We start from the raw sequence: 20,124 nt of genomic DNA on the forward strand, positions 1-20,124 counted from the left end.
CGGGCCGGTCCCCGCCCGTCGGGGCTGATCCTAGTGGACTGCACCGTGGCGAGACAGGGCAGTCTGGTGGCCATGACTTCTGCGCCCGGACTGCTGCTGATCGCCCACGGAACCCGCGACCCGAGGGGGGCGGAGGAGATGGCCGAGCTGGCCGAGCTGGTCCAGGAGCGGGTGGACGGCCCGGTCGGCAACGCGTGGCTGGAGGACTTCTCCGACCCGCAGGGGGTGGAGGGGGCGCGGCCGCTGGTCGAGGCAGGCGTGTCGCGAATCGTGACCCTGCCGATGCTGAACTTCGCGGCCTACCACGCCAAGACCGACGTGCCCGAGCAGCTGGCGGAGATCCACGAGGCCTTCCCGGACGTGGCGATCAGCCACGGTCGGGTGCTCGGCGTGCACCACGACCTGCTGACCCTCGGCTGGGAGCGCATCGACGCGGTCAGCCCGAAGGAGGGGCGTGAGGAGGAGGTGCTGATCGTGGCCGCATCCGGGTCCAGCGACCCCGACGCCAACGGCGAGCTGGCCAAGGCTGCTCGGATGCTGGCGGAGGGGTCTGGACACCGTTGGGTCGAGCACTCCGTGGCCGGGGTGACGTGGCCGAGGACCGACGACGTGCTCCGGCGGGTCCACCGGGCAGGCGCCACCCGGGCGGTCGTGTTCTCGTGGTCGTTGCTGGCCGGGCTGCTGGAGGCGCGGGTGTGGGATGCCGTGGACGCCGTGGAGGAGGAAACGGGCCTGGAGATCGGCCGGGCAGGCCGGTTCGGCCCCGACCCACGGGTTGCCGACGCGCTGGTCGGCCGCTACCGCGAGGCGCTGGAGGGCGACATCCGCGCCAACTGCGACACCTGCGTCTACCGGGTGCCCTTCCCCGGCAAGGAGGACCGCGTGGGCGCGCCGTCTGCCGGCGGTGCCGCCCCCAGGACCTGAGCCAGAGTGCGCCGCCAGGTCGCGTGATCGGCGGCGAGGCCCATCACGACCGCCAGGTGTGGCTCCGGGTGGGCGACGGCGAACCGCCCGGCCACGGGACCGTCGGGCAGCGCGTCGGCGTCCGGGCCGACGACGACCAAAAGGCCGACGACCCGTGCCCCCGCCGTGACGGCCGGTCCCTGCCACCCCGGCAACGAGGTGTCCAGGGCGTGCACCAGCAGGGGACGACCGTTGCGGGTGATCCGCAGGCTGGCGAACAGCCGTCCGGCCGGCTCCCCCGTGCGGCCGAGCACGAGCTCCTCCCGCCACACGAGCCGGGCGTCGGCGGCGAGGTCCACGACGGTGTCGGCCCGGTGATGGCAGCCCGCCGCCGCGACCAGCGGCTCGGGCACCCACCGCACCGTCGCGCCCTCGCCGACATCGACGCGCAGCCGTTGTCGCGAGCGGCTGCCGTCGCCGGGTAGTGCCACCGTCGCCGCCACGGAACGCACCGTCAGCTCGGTGCCCGGGGTCACCACGACCTCGGTGGACAGGTCGTCCCCACCGTGTGGGCCGCCGGCGGTCCCCATCAGGTACAGGTCGCCGCCGGCCAGCGTCATGCCGAGGGGCGGTCGTGTCGTTCGTTCCAGCAGCCGGGGGCGACCCTGTCGCCCGGGCCCGACGACGACCCGCGCGGCCGCCGAGATCCCGGCCGGGCCGGGCGGGTGCAGCTCACCGGGTCGGCCAGTCGGGGCGGCCGACGGCACGACGGCGTCGACCGCGGTCACGCGTCCTGCTGGAGGGCCTCGGCGTGCTCGGCCAGCCGCGCGGTCAGCCATCGCAGGACCGGCCGGGCCCCGTCGTCGGCCACGAGGGAGGTCAGGACGGTCGGCTTGTCACCCCGTCGTTCCCGGGCGTCGCGGGCCATCACCTCCAGGCTGGCGCCGACCAGCGGGGCGAGGTCGATCTTGTTGACCACCAGCAGGTCTGCGGTCGTGACGCCGGGCCCGCCCTTGCGGGGCACCTTGTCCCCACCGGCGACGTCGAGGACGAACAGCTGGAGGTCGACCAGCGCCCGGCTGAAGACGGCGGTGAGGTTGTCCCCGCCGGACTCCACGAGCACGAGGTCGAGGGCGGGGTAGCGGGCTTCGAGCTGCTCCACCGCGTCGAGGTTCGCGGCGATGTCGTCGCGGATGGCGGTGTGGGGACAACACCCCGTCTCGACCGCACGGATGCGATCCTCGTCCAGCACACCGGCCCGCTTCAACGCGTCGGCGTCCTCGGTGGTGAAGATGTCGTTGGTCACCACCGCCACCTCGAGGGTGCCGGCGAGGCGACGGCACAGCTCGGCGACCAGCGCGGTCTTGCCGGTCCCGACCGGGCCCCCGATGCCGACCCGGAGGGTTCTCCGGCGGTTGACGGTCAGCTCGCCGTCACGGGTGGTCTGGTCGGGCGCGATCTGCACGGGGTCCTCGATGGTTGCGGTGGGGTGGGGTGTCAGCTGGCGAACAGCCGACCGTCGGCGTGGTGGTGATGGGTCAGGAGGAGGTCGACCATCGGCGCGCCGGCGGACGGAAGGGCCCCGACGTCGGCGTCGGCGTCAGCGTCGGCGTCGGCGTCGGCCAGCTCGACGGCATGGGCCGACGTCGTGGCGATGTCGGAGCCCATGCGCGCCACCAGGCGGGTGACGGCGAACGGGTCGAGGCCGAGCAGGCGGACGGCGGCGGTGGCTGCCGACTGCACGGCGTGGTGCATCGACAGCTCGGCGGCGTGCGCCTCGGGCAGTCCTGCAGCGCGGATCACCGCGCCCAGTCCCAGCGGCGCCGACGGGCCGTCGCGATGCACGGCCGCGGCGGCCCGTAGGGCAACGTGGGGCCAGATGGCCCTGCCGGTCCGCAGCATCTGCCGGCCGAGGGTCCGGCTGACGGTCCGGGCATGGGACGACAGCAGGCGCGCCTGCACCTCGTCGTCGAGGGCCACCCACCGTCCCACGTCCTCGCCCAGCCGGGCTGCCCGCACGGCGGCGGTGGCGTCGACCAGCCAGGTCGTGTGCATGCACCCGACGGCCCAAGCCGACAGGTCCTCGACGCCGGAGAGGAGGCCGGCGTTCACCGCGGCCTCCAGCCCGAAGGAATGGGCGTGGGCGCCGGAGGGGAACCGGCCGTCCGCCAGGAGCAGCAGCAGCGGGTCGGTCGTCACCGTCTCATCAGGCTCCTCGGGGTAGTGCTCGTGTGGGGGACTCGTGCTCAGAACAAGAAGTAGCGCTGCGCCAACGGCAGCTCGGTCGCGGGGTCGGACTCCATCAGCTCGCCATCCACGGTGACGGCGAAGGTGTCGGGGTCGACGCGGATGTCGGGTGTGGCCGTGTTGCCCGGCATGTCGGCCTTGCCGATGCCCCGGCAGTCCTTCACACCGACGAGCCGTCGGCCGAGTCCCAGCCGGTCGGGCAGGCCGTCGTCGAGTGCGATCGGCGCCACCCACGACACGCTCAGGGTGGGGGCGACGGTCGCGGCCGCCCCGAACATCGGTCGGGGCAGGACCGGCTGCGGGGTCGGGATGGAGGCGTTCATGTCGCCCACCTGTGCCCAGGCGATCGCCCCGCCCTTGAGCACCAGGTCGGGCTTCACACCGAAGAAGCGTGGGTCCCACAGGACCAGGTCGGCCAGCTTGCCGGGCTCGACGGACCCGACGTGGTCGTCCAGCCCGTGGGCCACTGCCGGCGCGATCGTGTACTTGGCGACGTAGCGCCGGACGCGTGTGTTGTCGGCACGGTCGTCGTCACCGGGCAGCGCGCCCCGGCGGCGCTTCATCACGTGGGCGGTCTGCCAGGTGCGCAGGATCACCTCGCCGATCCGACCCATCGCCTGGCTGTCGGACCCGATCATCGATATCGCCCCGAGGTCGTGGAGGACGTCCTCGGCCGCGATCGTCGACGGTCGGATGCGGCTCTCGGCGAAGGCGAGGTCCTCGGGGACGGAGGGGTTGAGGTGGTGGCAGACCATCAGCATGTCGAGGTGTTCGTCGACGGTGTTGACGGTGTGCGGCCGGGTCGGGTTGGTCGAGGACGGCAGGACGTTGGGGTGGCTGGCCACGGTGATGATGTCCGGCGCGTGTCCGCCGCCCGCACCCTCGGTGTGATACGCGTGGATCGACCGGCCGGCGATCGCGTCGAGCGTGGAGTCGACGTAGCCGGCCTCGTTGAGGGTGTCGGTGTGGATGGCGGCCTGTACGCCCAGCTCGTCGCAGGCGGCGAGGCAGGCGTCGATGATCGCCGGGGTGGTGCCCCAGTCCTCGTGCATCTTGAAGCCGGCGGCACCCGCCCGCGCCTGCTCGACCAGGGCGTCGCGGGAGGTGGTGTTGCCCTTGCCGAGCAGCGCGAGGTTGACCGGCCAGCCGTCGGTGGCGCGCAGCATCGACGCCAGGTGCCACGCCCCCGGCGTCACGGTGGTGGCCTTGGTGCCCTCGGCCGGCCCGGTGCCGCCCCCGACCACGGTGGTGATGCCCGAGGCCAGCGCGGTGGCCAGCAGCTGCGGGGCGATCAGGTGGACGTGGGAGTCCACGGCCCCGGCGGTGAGGATCCGGCCGTTTCCGGCGATGATCTCGGTGGAGGGGCCGATGACCAGCTCGGGGTGGACCCCGTCCATGGTGTCGGGGTTGCCGGCCTTGCCGAGCGCGACGATGAGCCCGTCCCGGATGCCGATGTCGGCCTTGACGATCCCCCAGTGGTCCACCACGAGCGCGCCGGTGATGACGGTGTCGGGGGTCCCCTCGGCGCGGGTGGCGATGGACTGGCCCATCGACTCGCGGATCACCTTGCCGCCGCCGAAGACCACCTCGTCACCCGCCAGGGCGCCGCCGCCGGAGCGGTCCTCCTCGACCCGGATCCACAGGTCGGTGTCGGCCAGCCGCACCCGGTCACCGGTGGTCGGGCCGAACAGGTCGGCGTAGCGGTCGCGGGACAGCTCACCCATCGACGGCCCCCGGGTCGATCCGGGTGTCGGGCTCGGCGTCGGGCGCGGGGTCCAGGGAACCGGCGACCTCGCCGCGGAGGCCCCAGACGGCCCGACGACCCACCAGCGGGACCAGGTCCACGTCACGGGTGACCCCGGGTTCGAACCGCACGGCCGTGCCCGCGGGGACGTCCAGGCGATGCCCGCGGGCAGCGGCCCGGTCGAAGGACAGGGCAGGGTTGGCCTCGGCGAAGTGGTAGTGCGAGCCGATCTGGACGGGCCGGTCGCCGGTGTTCTCCACCGTCAGCACGAGGGTGCCGCGGCCGAGGTTCAGCACGATGGGATCGCCGTCGACGACCACGGCACCGGGCGGCGGTCCCGTGTCCGACGATCCGTCGGGTGGCGGACCGATCGGGTCGTGCAGGGTGACCAGCTTGGTGCCGTCGGGGAACGTGGCCTCGACCTGCACCTCACCCACCAGGTCCGCGACACCGTCCATGACGTCGGCCTCGGTCAGGACGTGCCGGCCGGTGTCCATCAGCTGTGCAACGGAGCGACCGTCGCGAGCCCCCTCGAGCACGAAGCTCGTCAGCAGGGCGACCGCCTCGGGATGGTTCAGCGTCAGGCCCCGATCGCGCCGGTGCCGAGCGAGGCCAGCGGCGACGTGCACCATCAGCCGCTCCTGTTCGTGGGGCGTCAGGCGCACGGCATCTCCTCCTGCGGTGGGCAGTGGGGACTGACCCTACGGCCCGCTCGTGTCAGGCGTGTTTCCTGCCTCCAGGGCGCCACACGCGACTGCCCGGTCGACCCGACGTCGGAGGACGGCGACGGTGGCGGGTTCGTCCATGACCGCACCGCCGCGGCGTCCTGCCTCCCAGGCGTCGAGCCGCGCCAGGATCTCGTCGATGCCGTCGAGCAGGTGCCCGAAGACCGCGGCGTAGCGGCTGACGAGGTGGGCGGGGTGCAGGTCCCAGCCCTGCTCGAACCCGTGGAGGAGGGAGTGGCGGACGTGCCCGGCGTGGACGTGCCAGGCCGTGTGGACCGTCGGGGTGGTGTCGTCGGCCGGCACGACGTTGGTCGACCCGTCGCTGAGGCGGACCTCGGTTCCGGCGAAGGTGACCTGCATCAGGTGGCGGGCGATGTCGCAGCCCGGGTGGTCCAGGCGTTGTTGTTCGGGAGGGACGCCGAGGGCGGCGGTGTAGTCGAACACGCCGAAGTGCACGGCCCGCAGCCGTCCGGCCCCGGCATCGCGGATGTCGCGCAGCACCACCCGCCCGTCGGGACCGAGGACCGACGCGGTCGTCTCGATCTGCGCCTCGAAGCCGAGGGTGTCCGGCGCCAGCCCGTGTGCCTCCTCCAGCGCCGCCAGCACGTCGACGAACGCGGCGACGTGCGCCACCGCGACGATCTTCGGAAAGGTCACCACGAACCCGTCGGGCAGCCGTCCGGCCTCCCCCAGCAGCGCCTCGAGGAACGCGTCGAGCGTCGCGACGCTCCGGCTGGCGAGGCCGTCGGTGAAGGACTTGACCCGCAGGCCCACGAACGGCGTGCAGCGGTCCTCGACCAGCATCCGTCCCACGATCCGGCCGGTACGGACGGCGTCGGCGTCCTCCTCCGCCTCGTCGTGGCCGACGTAGCCGTCCTCGAAGTCCACCCGCAGGTCCTCGATGGGTTCCCGGTCGAGCTTGGCCCGCACCCGCGCGTGCACGCGGTCCCCCATGGCCCCGGGCAAGTCGACGGCGCTGGCCAGCGCCACCCCGTCGGGGGCGTGGCGGGCCAGCAACCGACGGGCCTCGCCGCCGAGGGTCGCCACGGGGTCCTCGGGCAGGCGGTGGGCCGGCACGTACAGCACCTGCACCGGCTGGCGAGTCGTCGGGCGGCCGGGCCATTCCCGCCGGTGGGCCGCGTCGGCCTCGGCGACGCCGGCGAGCAGGCTGCGCGTGGCGGCCGGGGTCAGCCGTCCCACGGCACCTCCGGGGTGACCCCCTCGCGGGCGACGACGCCCTCGATCACGCCGTAGGGACGGTCGGCGACGAGGTACACGACGCCGGGGTTGTCCAGCCCGTAGGCCGACAGGTCGGACAGGATGTGGTGTTCGTTGGGCAGCAGGAACCGGATCCAGGTGACGTCGGGGTGGGCGTCGAGCACGGCGGTGCCCATCACGTGGAGGGTGTGCTGGACCGACTCGCTGGCGTCGTGCCCGGCGAACGCGGCGAGGATCGTGGCGGGGACGTCGATGGCCATGCCGGTGTGGTCGGCGTCGGGGCCGGTGGTGCCCCATCGCGCGTCGACGGTGGTGGCCATGACCCGGTCGCGGGTCTCCGGCAGGGTCGTGTACTCGTCGCGGAGGAATCCGCTGAACGCGCTCCCCGTGGTCTTCAGGACGCGGGCGCCGAGGATCCCGCCGGTCACGGTCGCCTGCTCGCCGCGGTCGCGGGTGACCGTCCAGGTCGGGCGTCCGCCGGCGGCCGGCCGGAACGTGTGGGCGTGCGGTGCCCCGTCGACGACGACGGCCTCCCACGGGTGCTGGGTGAGGGTGACGAGGGCACGGTCGACGCCGGGTGAGGCGGTGAGGAACCGGTCGACCAGCCTGACGCCGTAGCCGACGACGGAGTCGATGCCGTCGCGGGCCAGGGCGAAGCAGGTGCCGCGCATCGTGTCGGTGGGCAGCACCCCGCTGTTGTCGCCGTCGACATGGGCGGCGTCGAAGTCGCCCTGCAGCCGCACCTCGACCTCGAGGTCGGTGAAGTCGTGCTGGGGGCGGGATCGGTCGACGACGGCCAGGCGGATGCCGGACTTGCCGTAGCGGTTGGGGCCCATCGGCAGGGAGGACATGGCGACGCTCAGCTTCCTCGGTAGGTGCTGTAGCCGTAGGGGCTGAGCAGCAGGGGGACGTGGTGGTGCTCGTCGGGGTCGGCGACGACGAACGCGATGACGACGTCGGACCAGAACGTGGGGGTGTCGGCCTCGGCGAACCAGCGGCCGACCTCGAACGTCAGCCGGTGGGTGCCGGCCACGAGGCCGTCGGCGAGCTCCGGAACGCGGCCGTCGGCGTCGGTGGTGCCCCGTCCGACGAGCACCCAGCCGTCGTCGTGGGCGCGTTCGGCGACGACCGACACCCCGGCGGCAGGGGCGCCGTTGGCGGTGTCGAGCACATGGGTGGACAGGCTCATCCGGGGACTCCTTCACGCAGCAGCGCCTGCAGGCGCAGGGCGGTGATCTGTCGTTGTTCCTCTGCGGCGACGGCGATCTCGGTCTGGTGGGGGTGGTCCAGGCGTTCCTCCAGCGCGTCGAGGATCTCCTCGGCAGAACGGCCTGCGGCGCGGATGAGGAAGACGTGGCCGAAGCGTTCCTCGTACAGGCGGTTGCCCTCGGCGATCCGGTCGAGGATGGCCTGTTCACCGGCCCGGGCATCAGCTTGTTCGCGGGTCGACCAACGCGAGGCGGATCGTTCGCCGATGCGGGGGTGGGCGGACAGGGCCTCGAGCACGTCGTCGGGGCCGACGTTCGTCCAGCACGCGTCGGCGGCACCGAGCAGCCGGCTCGGCCGCCCGAAGGGTCGTCGGGCGAGCATGGCGTCGACCCAGGCGGTCGAGCCGCAGCAGGCCAGCAGCACCTCGCGGGCACGGTCGTCGGTGGCCGCGTCGAGGAGCGCCACGGTGCTGCGCTGCCAGCCCTCGTCGGTGACGAAGCCGCGGGCCCTGAGGCGTGCGACCCCACCGTCGGGGTGGATGCGCAGCTGCAGGTGGGTGGCGACGGTCGGTTCCTCGACGTCGATGACGTGACGGGCGTGGGGCTGCATGGGGTGGTCGAGGACCAGCGGCGTCCAGCCGTCGGTCGGGAGCTCGGCGGGGTCGGCGTCCGCGGCGTCGATGGCGAGGACGTCGCAGCGGTCGGGGTGGTTGCCCTTGAAGTTGGTCGTGTCCAGCTCGATCCGTTCGACCCGGCCGGTCGTGGCCAGCTCGACGATCGCGAAGTCGTGCCCGGGCCCCCGACGGCGGGTGGTCTCCCAGCCGTCCCCCATGTCCCGGCCGTCGCCGACCATCAGCAGGTTGGTCGGTGCGGAGAAGAACGCGTCGGAGCAGCCGACCGCTCGCCCGCCGTTGATGATCGCCGCGAGGTCCAGCCGGCCGCTGTGGTCGGCGGCTCGACGCAGGTCCACCAGCGGTCGTCCCAGCAGCCGCAGGCGTGCCACTCCCCCGTCGGGGTGGATGACGAACCGGACGTGGCTGACCCGCAGCGGGGCGTCGACGTCGAACCGTTGGGCTGCGTCGCCGCGCAGTTCGGTGCGGGGCCGCAGCTGTACCCAGTCGGCGTCGTCGCCCGGTGGGCCGCCATCGGTCAGGGTGCCCCACAGCTCGAACGCCGCCGGGAAGTTGCCGCGGAAGTGGGAGGTGTCGACGAGGACCGCATCGATGACGCCGGTGACGCCGAGGCGGACGATGCACCAGTCGTGGCCGGGATCGCCGCTCGGGTCGCGGCGTCGTCGGGTCTCCCAGCCGTCCATGACCTTGCCGCGGTCGCTGTACGCGAGGGGGTCGAACACCGGTGGCAGCGGCTCGAGCAGGTTCTCCTTGGCGGCGAAGAACTCGTCGTTGGCAGCCAGGACCATGCCGCCGAGCCGGCGGGCGGCCAGGTCGACCAGCCCAGTCGGATCGGGCCGCGTCGGATCGGGCCGGGTCTGATCAGCGGGGTCGTGCATCAGCGCATCCTCCCTCGCGGCGGGCCCACGGGTCGGCCGTTCTCGACGATCGGTGTGCCCGCCAGCCATGTCGTGTCGACCGCGCCGACGACCGTGCGGCCCTGGTACGGCGTGACCGGATGGCGGTGCTCGAGCGCCGCACCGGCGATGGTCCACTCGACGTCGGGGTCGACGACGACGAGGTCGGCACGTGCGCCGGGTGCGATGCGCCCTCGATCGGTCAGGCCGGCGATGCGCGCGGGCCCCTCCCCCATCCACCGCACGACGTCGGTGATGTCGTGACCTCGTTCCTTCGCCGCGGTCCAGACGAGCGGCAACCCGATCTGCAGCGACGCGATACCACCCCATGCGGCCAAGAAGTCGCCGGTGTCGGGGGCCTTGTCCTCGGGCGGGCAGGGTGAGTGGTCGCTGACGATCGCGTCGATGACCCCGTCGGCGAGCAGGTCCCACAGTCGGTCGGCGTTGGCCCGGTCGCGGATCGGGGGTGCGCACTTGAACGCGGTGGCGCCATCGGGGATGTCCCCGGCGTGCAGCGTCAGGTAGTGCGGGCAGGTCTCGACGGTGATCGGCAGGCCCTCGGCCCTCGCGTCGCCGATGACCTCGCCGGCCTCGGCGGCCGACAGGTGGAGGACGTGGACCCGGCCGCCGGTCTCGCGGACTGCGGCGACGAGGGCACGGACGGCGGCGACCTCGGCCTCCGGTGGGCGGCTGTCCAGCCAGGTGTTGTAGCTGCGGGGGTTGCGCAGGTCGAGGGATGCGGCCGCATCCGCGCACACGTCGGGGTCCTCGGCGTGGACGATCAGGGTCGAGCCGAGGTCGGCGATGCGCTGCAGCAGGGGGCTGACATCGGTGGGATGCACGCAGCCGTACTCGGGCACGCCGGAGTCGCAGAGGAACGCCTTGAACCCACGCACCCCGGCGTCGTGCAGCGCCGCCAGCTCGGCGGCGTTGCCGGGAACGGCCCCGCCCCACACGGCGACGTCGACGTGCAGCTTGCCCTCGGCGGCATCCCGCTTGGCCTGCAGCGCCGCGACGTCGACCGTCGGCGGGATGCAGTTGAGCGGCATGTCCACGATCGTGGTGATGCCCCCGGCCGCCGCCGCCCTCGTGGCGGTGAAGAACCCCTCCCAGCGGGTGCGACCCGGTTCGTTGACGTGCACATGGCTGTCGACCAGGCCCGGAAGCAGAACCAGGCGATCGTCGAGGTCTACGACGTCCGTGCCACGAGGGACGCCGTCGGTCACCGCCACGATCATCCCGTCGCGCACGTGGACCGCCGCAGGCCGGATCCCCTCGGGAGTCACGACCTGCCGGGCGCGAAGCACCAGGTCAGCAGGGAGCGATCGTGCGTCGAGCTCTGACATCAGGGACGGAACCTCGCGTGCCCATCGCGGTCCGTCAACAGGAACCCCCGCCGCCGGTCGCGTCCGTCACCGCTGACCCCGGTCGCACCTTGCAGCGACAACCGCAGCACCCGCCACCTTGGCCCAGCGCGCGACCAAGAAGGAGGCCGGTCGCACCTTGCAGCGACAACCGCCGCCCAACCGCGACGACGGTTGGGCGAGCCCGCTCGTCACCCCGTGGGCATGCGCCCGGCTCGGCAGGTCTCGCAAGGGACACCAGCAACCGCCGCCGTGGCCCGCAGCGCTCGGAGCCGAGCGTTCATCCGTGACTTCGCCTGCTTCGTCACGGTGCCGACCACGTACCGGCCGCGGCCGACCCGCCGGGCGCGGCCGCGAGCCAGCTCGTAGCGCAGCTGGTCCGAGATGACCTTGCCCGCTCGGCCGGCGATGAGGAATCCGCGCTCCTCCACCGTGTCGGCCAGCTCGGCACAGGACCACGAGCCACCCGACTCGAGCAGGACGATGACCAGGAGCTCGCGCAATCGGCGACCCGAGATCGGGATGGGACCGGTTGCGCCGGCTCGACATTCCAACGGACTTCTGCACCCGGCAGGACCGGCGCCTCCCGCACCCCCGCTTGCCGCACGACTGGCGACGGCCCCGGCACGGCGTTCGTCCGCGCCATCGCCCTCTTCGAGGACTGTCCTGGATGACCTCGGGACCGGGGATCGAGCTGGGTTGGGGAGCTGAGACGCCATGCCCGAACTGTCGTCGACCTGCGTCCACGGAGGGCCGACGGGGCAGGATCGCCTGTGGAGAAACACCGATTGTCGCTGCAAGGTGCGACCACACACCTGTGGTGCGCACCGAGCAGGAGCTCAGCTGCCAGCAACCACCTCCTCGCGCAGCTCAGCCATGCGATCGATCTCGATTCGCTGGTCGGCGTCGATGTGGCTGGCCATGGTGAACAGGTCATTGTCCTGACCGCTGCCGTCCTCCAGCGCGTACAGGTCCTCCACCATCAGCAGGGCGCCCTCGTGGTGGAACGTCATGGCGTCGAGGAAGAGCAGGTCGAACTCCACGCCGTCGGCGGCAGCCAGCCGGTCCATCTGCTCACCGGTCAGCATCCCCGGCATCATGTGCTCGCCGTGGTCGCCCCTCGCGTGGGCTGACCCAGGACCGACGTCGGGCACGGGTTCACCCCGGGCCTCCAGCCAGCTGACCATCAGGTCGATCTCGTCGTACTGGGAGATGTCCATCCGCTCGGCGAAGGACGCCAGGGCGTCGATCGAGGTGCGGTCGGCGACGAGGGCGGTCATGTCGAGGGCCTGCGCGTGGTGGTGCAGCATGCCGGCCACGAACGCCACGTCAGCTGGGGTGTGCGGCGGCGGTTCGATGGCCGCGGCCGCCTCGGCGCTGATCCGCTCGGGTGCCTCGCCGGGCGCGCCGGCCTGCAGCACGACCGGTCCGGACGTGGGCGCGGCAGCCGCATCCTGTCCTCGAGTGCAGCCGCTTCCGAACACCGCGAGCACGACGACGAGAAGGGCGAGCAACGGATGGTGGGCCCCGGAGGGGGCGGGCAGGCGCCCGCCCCCTCCGGTGCGATGGGTCGTCCCCAAGGGGGTTACCTCGCCACCACGTCGGCCAGCGCCAGCAGGGCGTTGCGCAGGCCGACCTCCTGGGAGGAGTCTCCGCTCACCTGGTTGCTGACGGCACGCAGCTGCGCCGCGGCGTTGTTGCGGGACGCCGGGCTCGTGGCTGCCTCGGCACGGTCGACGAACTTCTTCACGTTCGCGCTCGTGTTGGCGGCAAGCACGCCTGCCCGGTCGGCGGCGGCGTGCCAGGCCCGCACCGTCAGGTACGTGGTTGGCCACACGATCGGCTGCTGGTGCTGCACGTTGGTCGTGGAGGTCACGACCTGGCGTGCGGCGTCGAGCTCGAGCTGGGTCAGCGCGGGGCTCGGGGTCAGGGCGAACGTGTCGACACCACGGGCGATCTCGTTGCCGACGATCGTGCCGTTCCACCAGTAGGAGGACCAGAACCCGCCGGTCAGGAGCCGGGTGGGGTCGACCGGACCGCGGTCGAAGTAGGCGATCTCCACCGGGTTGGCGGAATCGGTGAAGTCGAAGACGGTCGTGCCGCCCTGGTACCAGGCCTGCACCATGATGTCGCGGCCGGGAACGGGGACCAGCGAGCCGTTGTGGGCGACGCAGTTCTCCTGGGCCGTCTGGACCATGGGCAGCTTGAAGTAGCTGCGCCATTCCATCGTCGGCCCGTCGGGGGTCTGCACGATGTCGAAGATGGCGTTGGCACCCCAGCTCAGCGGGTCGGTCGCCCGGCAGCGTGCGCCGGAGCCACCGCCCCACTCGTCGGTGAAGATGACCTTGGTGCCGTCGTTGTTGAACGTGGCGGAGTGCCAGTACGCGAAGTTGAAGTCACGGACGTTGGCGATCCGTCGCGGGTTCGGGGGGTCGGTGATGTCCAGCAGCAGGCCGTCACCCTGGCACGCGCCGGCCGCAAGGCCGATCGCCGGGTAGGACGTGATGTCGTGGCAGGCCGACGTCTGCGAGGCCGACTGGCCACCGGGTTCGCGGCCCGAGCCCTCCGGGTAGTTGGGCTGGGGGTTGGGGAACGCAAGGCCGTTGAGGGACCCGTTGGCGTGATCGGCCTCACAGCTGTTGTCGCCACAGGTGCTCATGATGCGGGCGTTGCGGTTGACGATCGCCGCCGTCTCCGGTGCGGCCAGCGGGACCTCGATCACGGTGATCGAGAAGTTGGACGTGTTGGGGTCCACCAGCGAGCTGGCGCTCGAGCAGCCGGGCAGCTCCGTTGCCGCGCGAACGCTGGAGGTCATGGAGACGTAGATCCACAGCGTGTCCTCGACACCGGGCTTGGTGACGATGGTGTGGGTGTGGGACCCCCGGCAGGTCTGGACGCCGGGCAGCTGCACGGGGGTTGTCAGGTCGGAGATGTCCCAGATGCGGATGCCGCGGAAGCGGGTCTCGGCGGTGGCACCGCCGCCGGCGCTGCAGTCGATCTTCGCGGCGGTGGACTCCACCGACATGAACAGCAGGTTGCCGTGGACCGACACGTCGTTCTGGCTGCCGGGGCAGATGACGGACGTGGTGTGCACGGGCGCCGCCGGGTCGGTGACGTCGTAGAGGTTGAAGCCGTTGTAGTTGCCCGACACGGCGTACCGGCGGCCGTCCCGCTCGAAGAACGCGAGGTCGGAGTTGGTGCTGGCACCGGGGGCCAGGGGCATGCTGGCGAGTCGCTGCATGTTCAACGACGCCTCACCGGCCGTGTTCCCGGGCCCACCGGGGAGGCCGACGCGGGGGTCGTCGGTGGTCGGGTACTCGGGTGCGAGCGCGGCCTCCTCCGCCCCGATGGACTCCATGCCATGGGACTCGTCGAGTGGCTGGCCGTCGCCGTCGTCGGCGGGAAGGTCCTCGCCGGCGGTCGGCAGCGCGGCGGCTGGGACGGCGAGTCCCAGCACGAGCAGCACGGACAACGCGAGGACGACCAGCCGGCCCGGGGGCTGGGTGGTCGTGGTCCTGTGGGTCGATGGATGCATTTCGGCGTGCTCTTTCTGTACGTCCGGGGGTTGCCCGGTGGCGGGATTGCCGCGGATGCGGCGGTGCGGGTGGGTGTCACCCACGACTTGGGGGGCCCTGGTCCTCCGTAGGGTCGAGCCATGCGCCGCCCAGCTCGGGCAGCGCACGATCGGGGCTGCGGCCGGGCAGCCAGCACCACGGCGCGTCGAGGTGGACCACGTCGATGGCCCGTGCGCTCACGTCCACGGCGGGGCGGGGTGCGGCCTCGCTCGTGATCGGTGGGGCGACGAGCATCAACGCCACGACGAGCGTGTTCAAGCGGGGTGGCGCGGGGAGAGGGCGCCGGCCCTGCGGGCGTGCGGCGGCACGCCCTGGAGGCTGGAACATCGGCGGGAATTTCCTTCGGGTCACCCGGAACCCGGCGGGGGTCCGGGGCGACTGCTGTCATGTCCGGCGGGAGATGACGGCGGAACACTGCGCCAAAGAACTTTCGGTGACAATCCCTGATTTCAGGTATGCCGCCAGGCGGCCCTCGTGCTATCGGCGCGAGGCGGCGAAGACCGTGGGGCCTCATCAGCCTTTTTTGTCGTCCGCCTCTCGCGCGTGCGACGGCCGACCTGCAAGGATCACGCCGTTGACCATCGCTCGTCCGACCGACCTGCCCAGCGCGCTCGACGCGCTGACGACGATGCCGGGCGCACGCCCGCTGGCCGGGGGCACCGACCTGCAGGTGGAGGTCAACCTCGGGCACCGGCAACCCGACGCCATCGTCGCGCTGCGTCGGATCGGCGAGCTCCAGGGCATCGGGACGACCGCCGACGTCCTGGACCTCGGGGCGCTGACGACCTATGCCCAGGTCGAGGCGGACCTCGGTGATGCCGCACCGGGCCTGGCGATGGCGGCCCGGACGGTGGGGTCGCCCCAGATCCGCAACGCGGGGACCATCGGCGGCAACCTCGGCACCGCCAGCCCCGCCGGTGACACGCTGCCCTGGCTGCTGGCGATGGACGCCACGGTCCGCCTCGTCGGCCCGCGGGGCACCCGTGACCTGGGCGTCGCCGAGCTCGTCACCGGCCCCAAGCGAACCGCCATGGCGGCCGACGAGCTGATCACCCGTGTGCTCGTGCCACGGGTCGACGGACCCCAGCACGTCGCCAAGGTCGGGCCCCGCACCGCCATGGCCATCGCGATCGCCAGCGTGGCCGTGATCGTCGACACCACCTCGCGCCGTGTGCGGGTGGGCCTCGGGTCGGTGGGACCCACGCCGATCCGCCCCACCGCCGCCGAGGCGATGATCGACGACGCCATGGACTGGGCGGCGCTGCACGCCCCCCACGACGCGATCACCCGGTTCGGTGACCTGTGCGCCGCTGCCGCGTCCCCCATCAGCGACCACCGCAGCACGGCGGACTACCGACGCCACGCCGTCGGCGTCATCGCCGCCCGGACCCTGGAGAGGTGCCTGCAACGATGACCGACCCGTCCGTCGACCCCTACCCCCTGTCGGTCAACGGCGCGGACCACGCCGTGCGCACGTCCTGGCTGGGCGAGAGCCTCCTGTACGTGCTGCGCGAGCGGCTCGGCTTCCCCGGCAGCAAGAACGCCTGCGACCAGGGCGAGTGCGGGTCATGCACCGTGCTGATGGACGGCCTGCCCGTGTGCGCCTGCTGCGTCATGGCCGCCGATGCCGTCGATGCCGAGATCACGACGGTCGAGGGCCTGGCCGCCGGCGGGGCACCCACCGACGTCCAGCAGGCCTTCCTCGACGCCGGCGCGGTCCAGTGCGGCTTCTGCACCCCCGGGCTGATCGTGGCCACCACCGACCTGCTGGATCGGGTCCCCGATGCGGACGTTCCCACCATCCGCGAGGCGCTCAGCGGCAACCTCTGCCGCTGCACCGGCTACGGCCGGATCATCGAAGCGGTCGAGATGGTCCGCGACCGTCGCCGAGTCGATACCGGCGTGCCGGATGCCGGGACGGAGGATTCCTAGCCATGATCGTCACCGGCCTGTCCGACACCGCGACACCGACGACGCCGTTGACGGGGGCGCTGGGCGACAGCGCCGACCGGCCCGACGGCATGCCGAAGGTCACCGGCGACTTCGCCTTCTCCAGCGACCTGCACGCCGAGGGCATGCTGTGGGGCCGCACCCTCCGCAGCCCCCACGCAGCGGCGCGGATCCGCAGCATCGACACGTCCCGCGCCACCGCGATGGCCGGGGTGCACGCGGTCCTCCTTGCCGAGGACGTGCCCGGCAGCCCCACCTACGGCATGGAGCACCGCGACCAGCCGGTGTTCGCCAGCGACGTCGTCCGCTATCACGGCGAGCCCGTCGCCGCGGTGGCCGCGGACCATCCGGAGCTGGCCGTTCGGGCCCTGGCGGCCATCGAGGTCGACTACGAACCCCTGATCCCCCTGGCCGATGCCGACGCGGCCATCACGGCGCCACCGATCCATCCCGACGGCAACGTGTTCCGCCACATCCCGCTGCGCCACGGCGACCCCGACGGGGTGGACACCAGCGACCTGGTCACCGTCGAGGGCACCTACGAGGTCGGGATGCAGGACCAGGCCTTCCTCGGCCCCGAGTCCGGCATGGCGATCCCCGACGGTGACGGCGGGGTGGACCTGTGGATCTCCACGCAATGGCTGCACGTCGACCGTGACCAGGTCGCGGACTGCCTGGGCCTGCCCCGCGGGAAGGTGCGCCTTGCCCTCGCCGGCGTGGGCGGGGCGTTCGGGGGCCGGGAGGACGTCAGCCTCCAGATCCACGCCTGCCTGCTCGCCCTCGCCACCGGCCGGCCCGTCAAGATGCTCTACAGCCGCGAGGAGAGCTTCTACGGCCACGTGCATCGCCACCCGGCCCGCCTGTGGTACCGCCACCACGCCACCCGTGACGGCGACCTGGTGAAGGTCGAGGCCCGTGTCCTGCTCGACGGCGGCGCGTACGCCTCCTCCTCCACCGCGGTCATCGCCAACGCCACCTGCTTCGCCGCGGGGCCCTATCGCATACCCCACGCCGCCATCGACGGCTGGGCGGTCCGCACCAACAACCCGCCGTGCGGCGCCATGCGGGGGTTCGGCGCCGTCCAGACCTGCTTCGCCCACGAGGCCCAGATGGACCGGCTCGCCGAGGCGCTCGACATGGACCCGGTGGCGCTGCGGCTGCGCAACGCGCTGGCCACCGGCGACACCCTGCTGACCGGCCAGGTCATCACGGGGACCGCGCCGGTCAAGGAGGTCATCGAGGCCGCCATGGCCCACCCGCTGCCGCCCGTGCACAGCGGGGACGACCCTCCCCAGCTGCTCCCCGGCGGGACGGGCATGACCTCCACCGCGGACCACGTCCGGCGAGGAGTCGGCATGGCTGTCGGCTTCAAGAACCTGATGTTCTCCGAAGGGTTCGACGACCACTCCACCGCCGCGGTCACCCTGGAGCTCGATGCCAACGGCCACCCGGTGGCGACGGCGCAGTGCGCGGCGGCCGAGGTCGGACAGGGGTTCCACACCCTCGCCCTGCAGATCCTCCGCAGCGAGCTCGGCGTCCAGCAGGTCATGCTCGGCCCGACCGACACCTCCATCGGCTCGGCGGGCTCGACCAGCGCCAGCCGCCAGACGTGGATGAGCGGCGGGGCCGTCCAGCTGGCCTGCCACGCGGTCCGCGACGAGCTGTTCGCCCGCGCCTCCGCACGCTGGGACATCCCGACGGCCGGTGCCCGTCGGCGGATGCTGGCCCTGCGGGACGGAGAGGTGGTCGAGGTCGACGGGGCCAGGCGGATCCCGCTCGCCGACCTGCTCGCCGACGGGCCCATCCGCATGATCCGCGAGCACCATCACCCGCCCACCGAGCCGCTGGACGCCAACGGACAGGGCAACGCCCACGTCTCCTTCGCCTTCGCCGCCCATCGGGCCGTGGTGGATGTCGATCCGGACCTCGGCCTGCTCCGTGTCGTGCAGGTCACGACCGGCCAGGACGTCGGCCGGGTCCTCAACCCGCGGGCCGTGGTCGGCCAGATCGAGGGCGGCATCGCCCAGGGGGTGGGCCTGGCCATCATGGAGGAGGTCCTGGTCCACGATGGGCTGGTGCGCAATCCGTCCTTCACCGACTACCTGATCCCCACGATGCTCGACATGCCCGAGGTGCTGGCAACCGTGATCGAGCAGCCCGAACCCGGTGCCCCGTTCGGCGCCAAGGGTGTCGGGGAACCGCCGACCATCTCCTCCACGCCGGCGGTGGTGGCGGCCATCCGCGACGCCACCGGTGCGGCGCTGATTCGCGTCCCGGTCCGCCCGCAGGACATCGCGTTGCCGTCGATGGCATCGGGATCCGCCTCGGCACCAGCCGACGGCGCGGAGGCGCGGTGACCGACGCCACCGGCAGGCTGGTCGTCAGGGGCGCGCGCCATCCCGGCGACATCGCGGTACGCGACGGCTGGATCGAGGCCATCGGCACCGTCGAGGCCCAGGAGGGCGACACCGTCCTGCACGTCGACGGGGACATCGTCACGGCAGGGTTGGTCAACACCCACCACCACCTGTACCAGTGGATGACCCGCGGCCGGGCGACTGGCTGCAACCTGTTCGACTGGCTGACGACGCTGTATCCGATCTGGGCACGGATCGACGTCGAGGACGTCCTGGCCGCCGCCCGGGTCGGCCTGGCCGAGCTGGCGCTGTCGGGCTGCACCACCGCTGCTGACCACCACTACCTGGTCCCCCGTGGCGACGACAGCGTCTTCGACGCGCTGGCGACGGCCACCACGGAGGTCGGCACCCGGCTGCACCTCGCGCGCGGTTCGATGGACCTCGGCGAGTCCCGCGGCGGCCTGCCGCCCGACGACGTGGTGGAGGACCTCGACGACATCCTCGCCTCCACCGAACGGGTCATCGGACGCTGGCACGACGCCGAACGGATCGTCGTGACCGTGGCGCCGTGCAGCCCGTTCTCGGTCAGCGAACGGCTGATGCGCGAGTCCGCCGACCTGGCTCGCCGCCACGGCCTGCGGCTGCACACCCACCTGGCCGAGACGCGGGAGGAGGAGGCGGACTGCCTCGCCCGGTTCGGCAAGCGTCCCCTCGCGGTGCTGGACGGCTGGGGATGGGTGGCCCCCGACGTCTGGTTCGCCCACGGCATCCACTTCGACGACGACGAGATCGCCCGGTTGGCCGCGGTCGGGGCCGGCGTGGCCCACTGCCCCTCCTCCAACGCCCGCCTGGCGGCCGGCTTCTGTCGCACGCCCGAGCTGCGCGCCGCCGGGGTCCCGGTCGGGCTCGGCGTGGACGGCGTGGCCTCCAACGAGCAGGGCACGCTGATCACGGAGCTGCGGCAGGCCCTCTGGTCGGCCCGGCAGGGGGCGCAGGACCCGTCGGCCCTGTCCGCCGCGGAGGCGCTGGAGATGGGCACGATCGGCGGTGCGGCCTGCTTGGGTCGCCGGGACATCGGCCGCCTGGCGGTCGGTGCCCGCGCGGACCTGGTGGTCTGGCCCGGTGACGACGTGGCCGACATCCCCGATCCGGTCGAGGCGATCGTCCTCGGCCCGGACCGTCGGGCAAGGCACGTGCTCGTCGGTGGCCAACCGATCGTGACCGACGGCACCCTCCTCGGTATGGACCTCCACGCCGCACGGACGGACCTGGCCGTTCGTGCCCGGCGGCTGTGGGGCTGATCGG

19 protein-coding genes are annotated in these 20,124 nt (G+C 72.6%); 5 read left to right on the plus strand and 14 right to left on the minus strand.

Features of this window, described 5'->3' with window-relative positions:
• The first annotated feature begins 72 nt into the window (after window positions 1–72).
• Window positions 73–924, plus strand: coding sequence for a sirohydrochlorin chelatase (locus tag DVS28_RS17750; RefSeq protein ID WP_114592654.1), 852 nt, complete (start codon window positions 73–75; stop codon window positions 922–924).
• Here the strand turns inward: DVS28_RS17750 and DVS28_RS17755 are convergent.
• From DVS28_RS17755 to DVS28_RS17820, 14 genes are all read right to left on the minus strand, one after another.
• Window positions 849–1,691, minus strand: coding sequence for an urease accessory protein UreD (locus DVS28_RS17755; RefSeq protein WP_164710702.1), 843 nt, complete (start codon window positions 1,689–1,691; stop codon window positions 849–851). The two genes, DVS28_RS17750 and DVS28_RS17755, sit on opposite strands and share 76 nt — an antisense overlap.
• Window positions 1,688–2,368 (minus strand): urease accessory protein UreG, encoded by a 681-nt coding sequence (ureG, locus tag DVS28_RS17760; RefSeq protein ID WP_281273479.1) that lies wholly within the window; start codon window positions 2,366–2,368, stop codon window positions 1,688–1,690. Before ureG ends, DVS28_RS17755 begins: the two co-directional genes overlap by 4 nt.
• 32 nt (window positions 2,369–2,400) lie before the next feature.
• Window positions 2,401–3,102 (minus strand): urease accessory protein UreF, encoded by a 702-nt coding sequence (locus DVS28_RS30005; protein WP_114592657.1) that lies wholly within the window; start codon window positions 3,100–3,102, stop codon window positions 2,401–2,403.
• A 47-nt stretch (window positions 3,103–3,149) separates the two neighbouring features.
• On the minus strand, window positions 3,150–4,874 hold the full coding sequence (locus tag DVS28_RS17770; RefSeq protein WP_114592658.1) for an urease subunit alpha: 1,725 nt from the start codon (window positions 4,872–4,874) through the stop codon (window positions 3,150–3,152).
• Window positions 4,867–5,559, minus strand: a complete 693-nt coding sequence (locus DVS28_RS17775) for an urease subunit gamma (protein WP_114592659.1) — start codon at window positions 5,557–5,559, stop codon at window positions 4,867–4,869. The genes DVS28_RS17770 and DVS28_RS17775 overlap by 8 nt, the downstream gene beginning before the upstream one ends.
• 36 nt (window positions 5,560–5,595) lie before the next feature.
• Window positions 5,596–6,819, minus strand: coding sequence for a DUF6986 family protein (locus DVS28_RS17780; protein ID WP_216826123.1), 1,224 nt, complete (start codon window positions 6,817–6,819; stop codon window positions 5,596–5,598).
• Window positions 6,807–7,688: a factor-independent urate hydroxylase gene (gene pucL, locus DVS28_RS17785; protein ID WP_114592660.1), complete on the minus strand. Its 882-nt coding sequence runs from the start codon at window positions 7,686–7,688 to the stop codon at window positions 6,807–6,809. Before pucL ends, DVS28_RS17780 begins: the two co-directional genes overlap by 13 nt.
• An 8-nt stretch (window positions 7,689–7,696) precedes the next feature.
• Complete coding sequence (gene uraH, locus DVS28_RS17790) at window positions 7,697–8,026, minus strand: hydroxyisourate hydrolase (protein WP_114592661.1); 330 nt, start codon at window positions 8,024–8,026, stop codon at window positions 7,697–7,699.
• A complete protein-coding gene (gene alc, locus DVS28_RS17795; protein WP_114594249.1) occupies window positions 8,023–9,555 on the minus strand; it encodes an allantoicase in 1,533 nt (510 codons plus the stop codon). Before alc ends, uraH begins: the two co-directional genes overlap by 4 nt.
• Window positions 9,555–10,919 carry an allantoinase AllB gene (gene allB, locus DVS28_RS17800; RefSeq protein ID WP_114592662.1) on the minus strand — a complete coding sequence of 455 codons (1,365 nt, stop codon included), beginning with the start codon at window positions 10,917–10,919 and terminating at the stop codon, window positions 9,555–9,557. Before allB ends, alc begins: the two co-directional genes overlap by 1 nt.
• A gap of 209 nt (window positions 10,920–11,128) precedes the next feature.
• A complete protein-coding gene (locus DVS28_RS17805; protein ID WP_114592663.1) occupies window positions 11,129–11,440 on the minus strand; it encodes a hypothetical protein in 312 nt (103 codons plus the stop codon).
• Window positions 11,441–11,776: 336 nt separating this feature from the next.
• Complete coding sequence (locus DVS28_RS17810) at window positions 11,777–12,517, minus strand: DUF305 domain-containing protein (RefSeq protein WP_164710703.1); 741 nt, start codon at window positions 12,515–12,517, stop codon at window positions 11,777–11,779.
• Between the two features lie 5 nt (window positions 12,518–12,522).
• On the minus strand, window positions 12,523–14,472 hold the full coding sequence (locus DVS28_RS17815) for an LVIVD repeat-containing protein (protein ID WP_114592665.1): 1,950 nt from the start codon (window positions 14,470–14,472) through the stop codon (window positions 12,523–12,525).
• A gap of 76 nt (window positions 14,473–14,548) precedes the next feature.
• Window positions 14,549–14,770: a hypothetical protein gene (locus tag DVS28_RS17820; protein ID WP_164710704.1), complete on the minus strand. Its 222-nt coding sequence runs from the start codon at window positions 14,768–14,770 to the stop codon at window positions 14,549–14,551.
• Window positions 14,771–15,086: 316 nt separating this feature from the next.
• On the opposite strand from DVS28_RS17820, the gene DVS28_RS17825 reads away from it, so the two are divergent.
• Genes DVS28_RS17825 through DVS28_RS17840 form a run of 4 tightly spaced genes read left to right on the plus strand, consistent with a single transcriptional unit; the run spans window position 15,087 to window position 20,120 of the window.
• On the plus strand, window positions 15,087–15,926 hold the full coding sequence (locus tag DVS28_RS17825; RefSeq protein ID WP_216826124.1) for an FAD binding domain-containing protein: 840 nt from the start codon (window positions 15,087–15,089) through the stop codon (window positions 15,924–15,926).
• Complete coding sequence (locus tag DVS28_RS17830; protein ID WP_114592668.1) at window positions 15,923–16,444, plus strand: (2Fe-2S)-binding protein; 522 nt, start codon at window positions 15,923–15,925, stop codon at window positions 16,442–16,444. The genes DVS28_RS17825 and DVS28_RS17830 overlap by 4 nt, the downstream gene beginning before the upstream one ends.
• Window positions 16,445–16,446: 2 nt before the next feature.
• The gene (gene pucD, locus DVS28_RS17835) at window positions 16,447–18,819 is read left to right on the plus strand and encodes a xanthine dehydrogenase subunit D (protein ID WP_114592669.1); all 2,373 of its coding nucleotides are present in this window, start codon (window positions 16,447–16,449) and stop codon (window positions 18,817–18,819) included.
• Window positions 18,816–20,120, plus strand: a complete 1,305-nt coding sequence (locus tag DVS28_RS17840; RefSeq protein WP_164710705.1) for an 8-oxoguanine deaminase — start codon at window positions 18,816–18,818, stop codon at window positions 20,118–20,120. Before pucD ends, DVS28_RS17840 begins: the two co-directional genes overlap by 4 nt.
• Window positions 20,121–20,124: the final 4 nt, after the last annotated feature.

This window comes from Euzebya pacifica, assembly GCF_003344865.1.
Lineage (GTDB): Bacteria > Actinomycetota > Nitriliruptoria > Euzebyales > Euzebyaceae > Euzebya > Euzebya pacifica.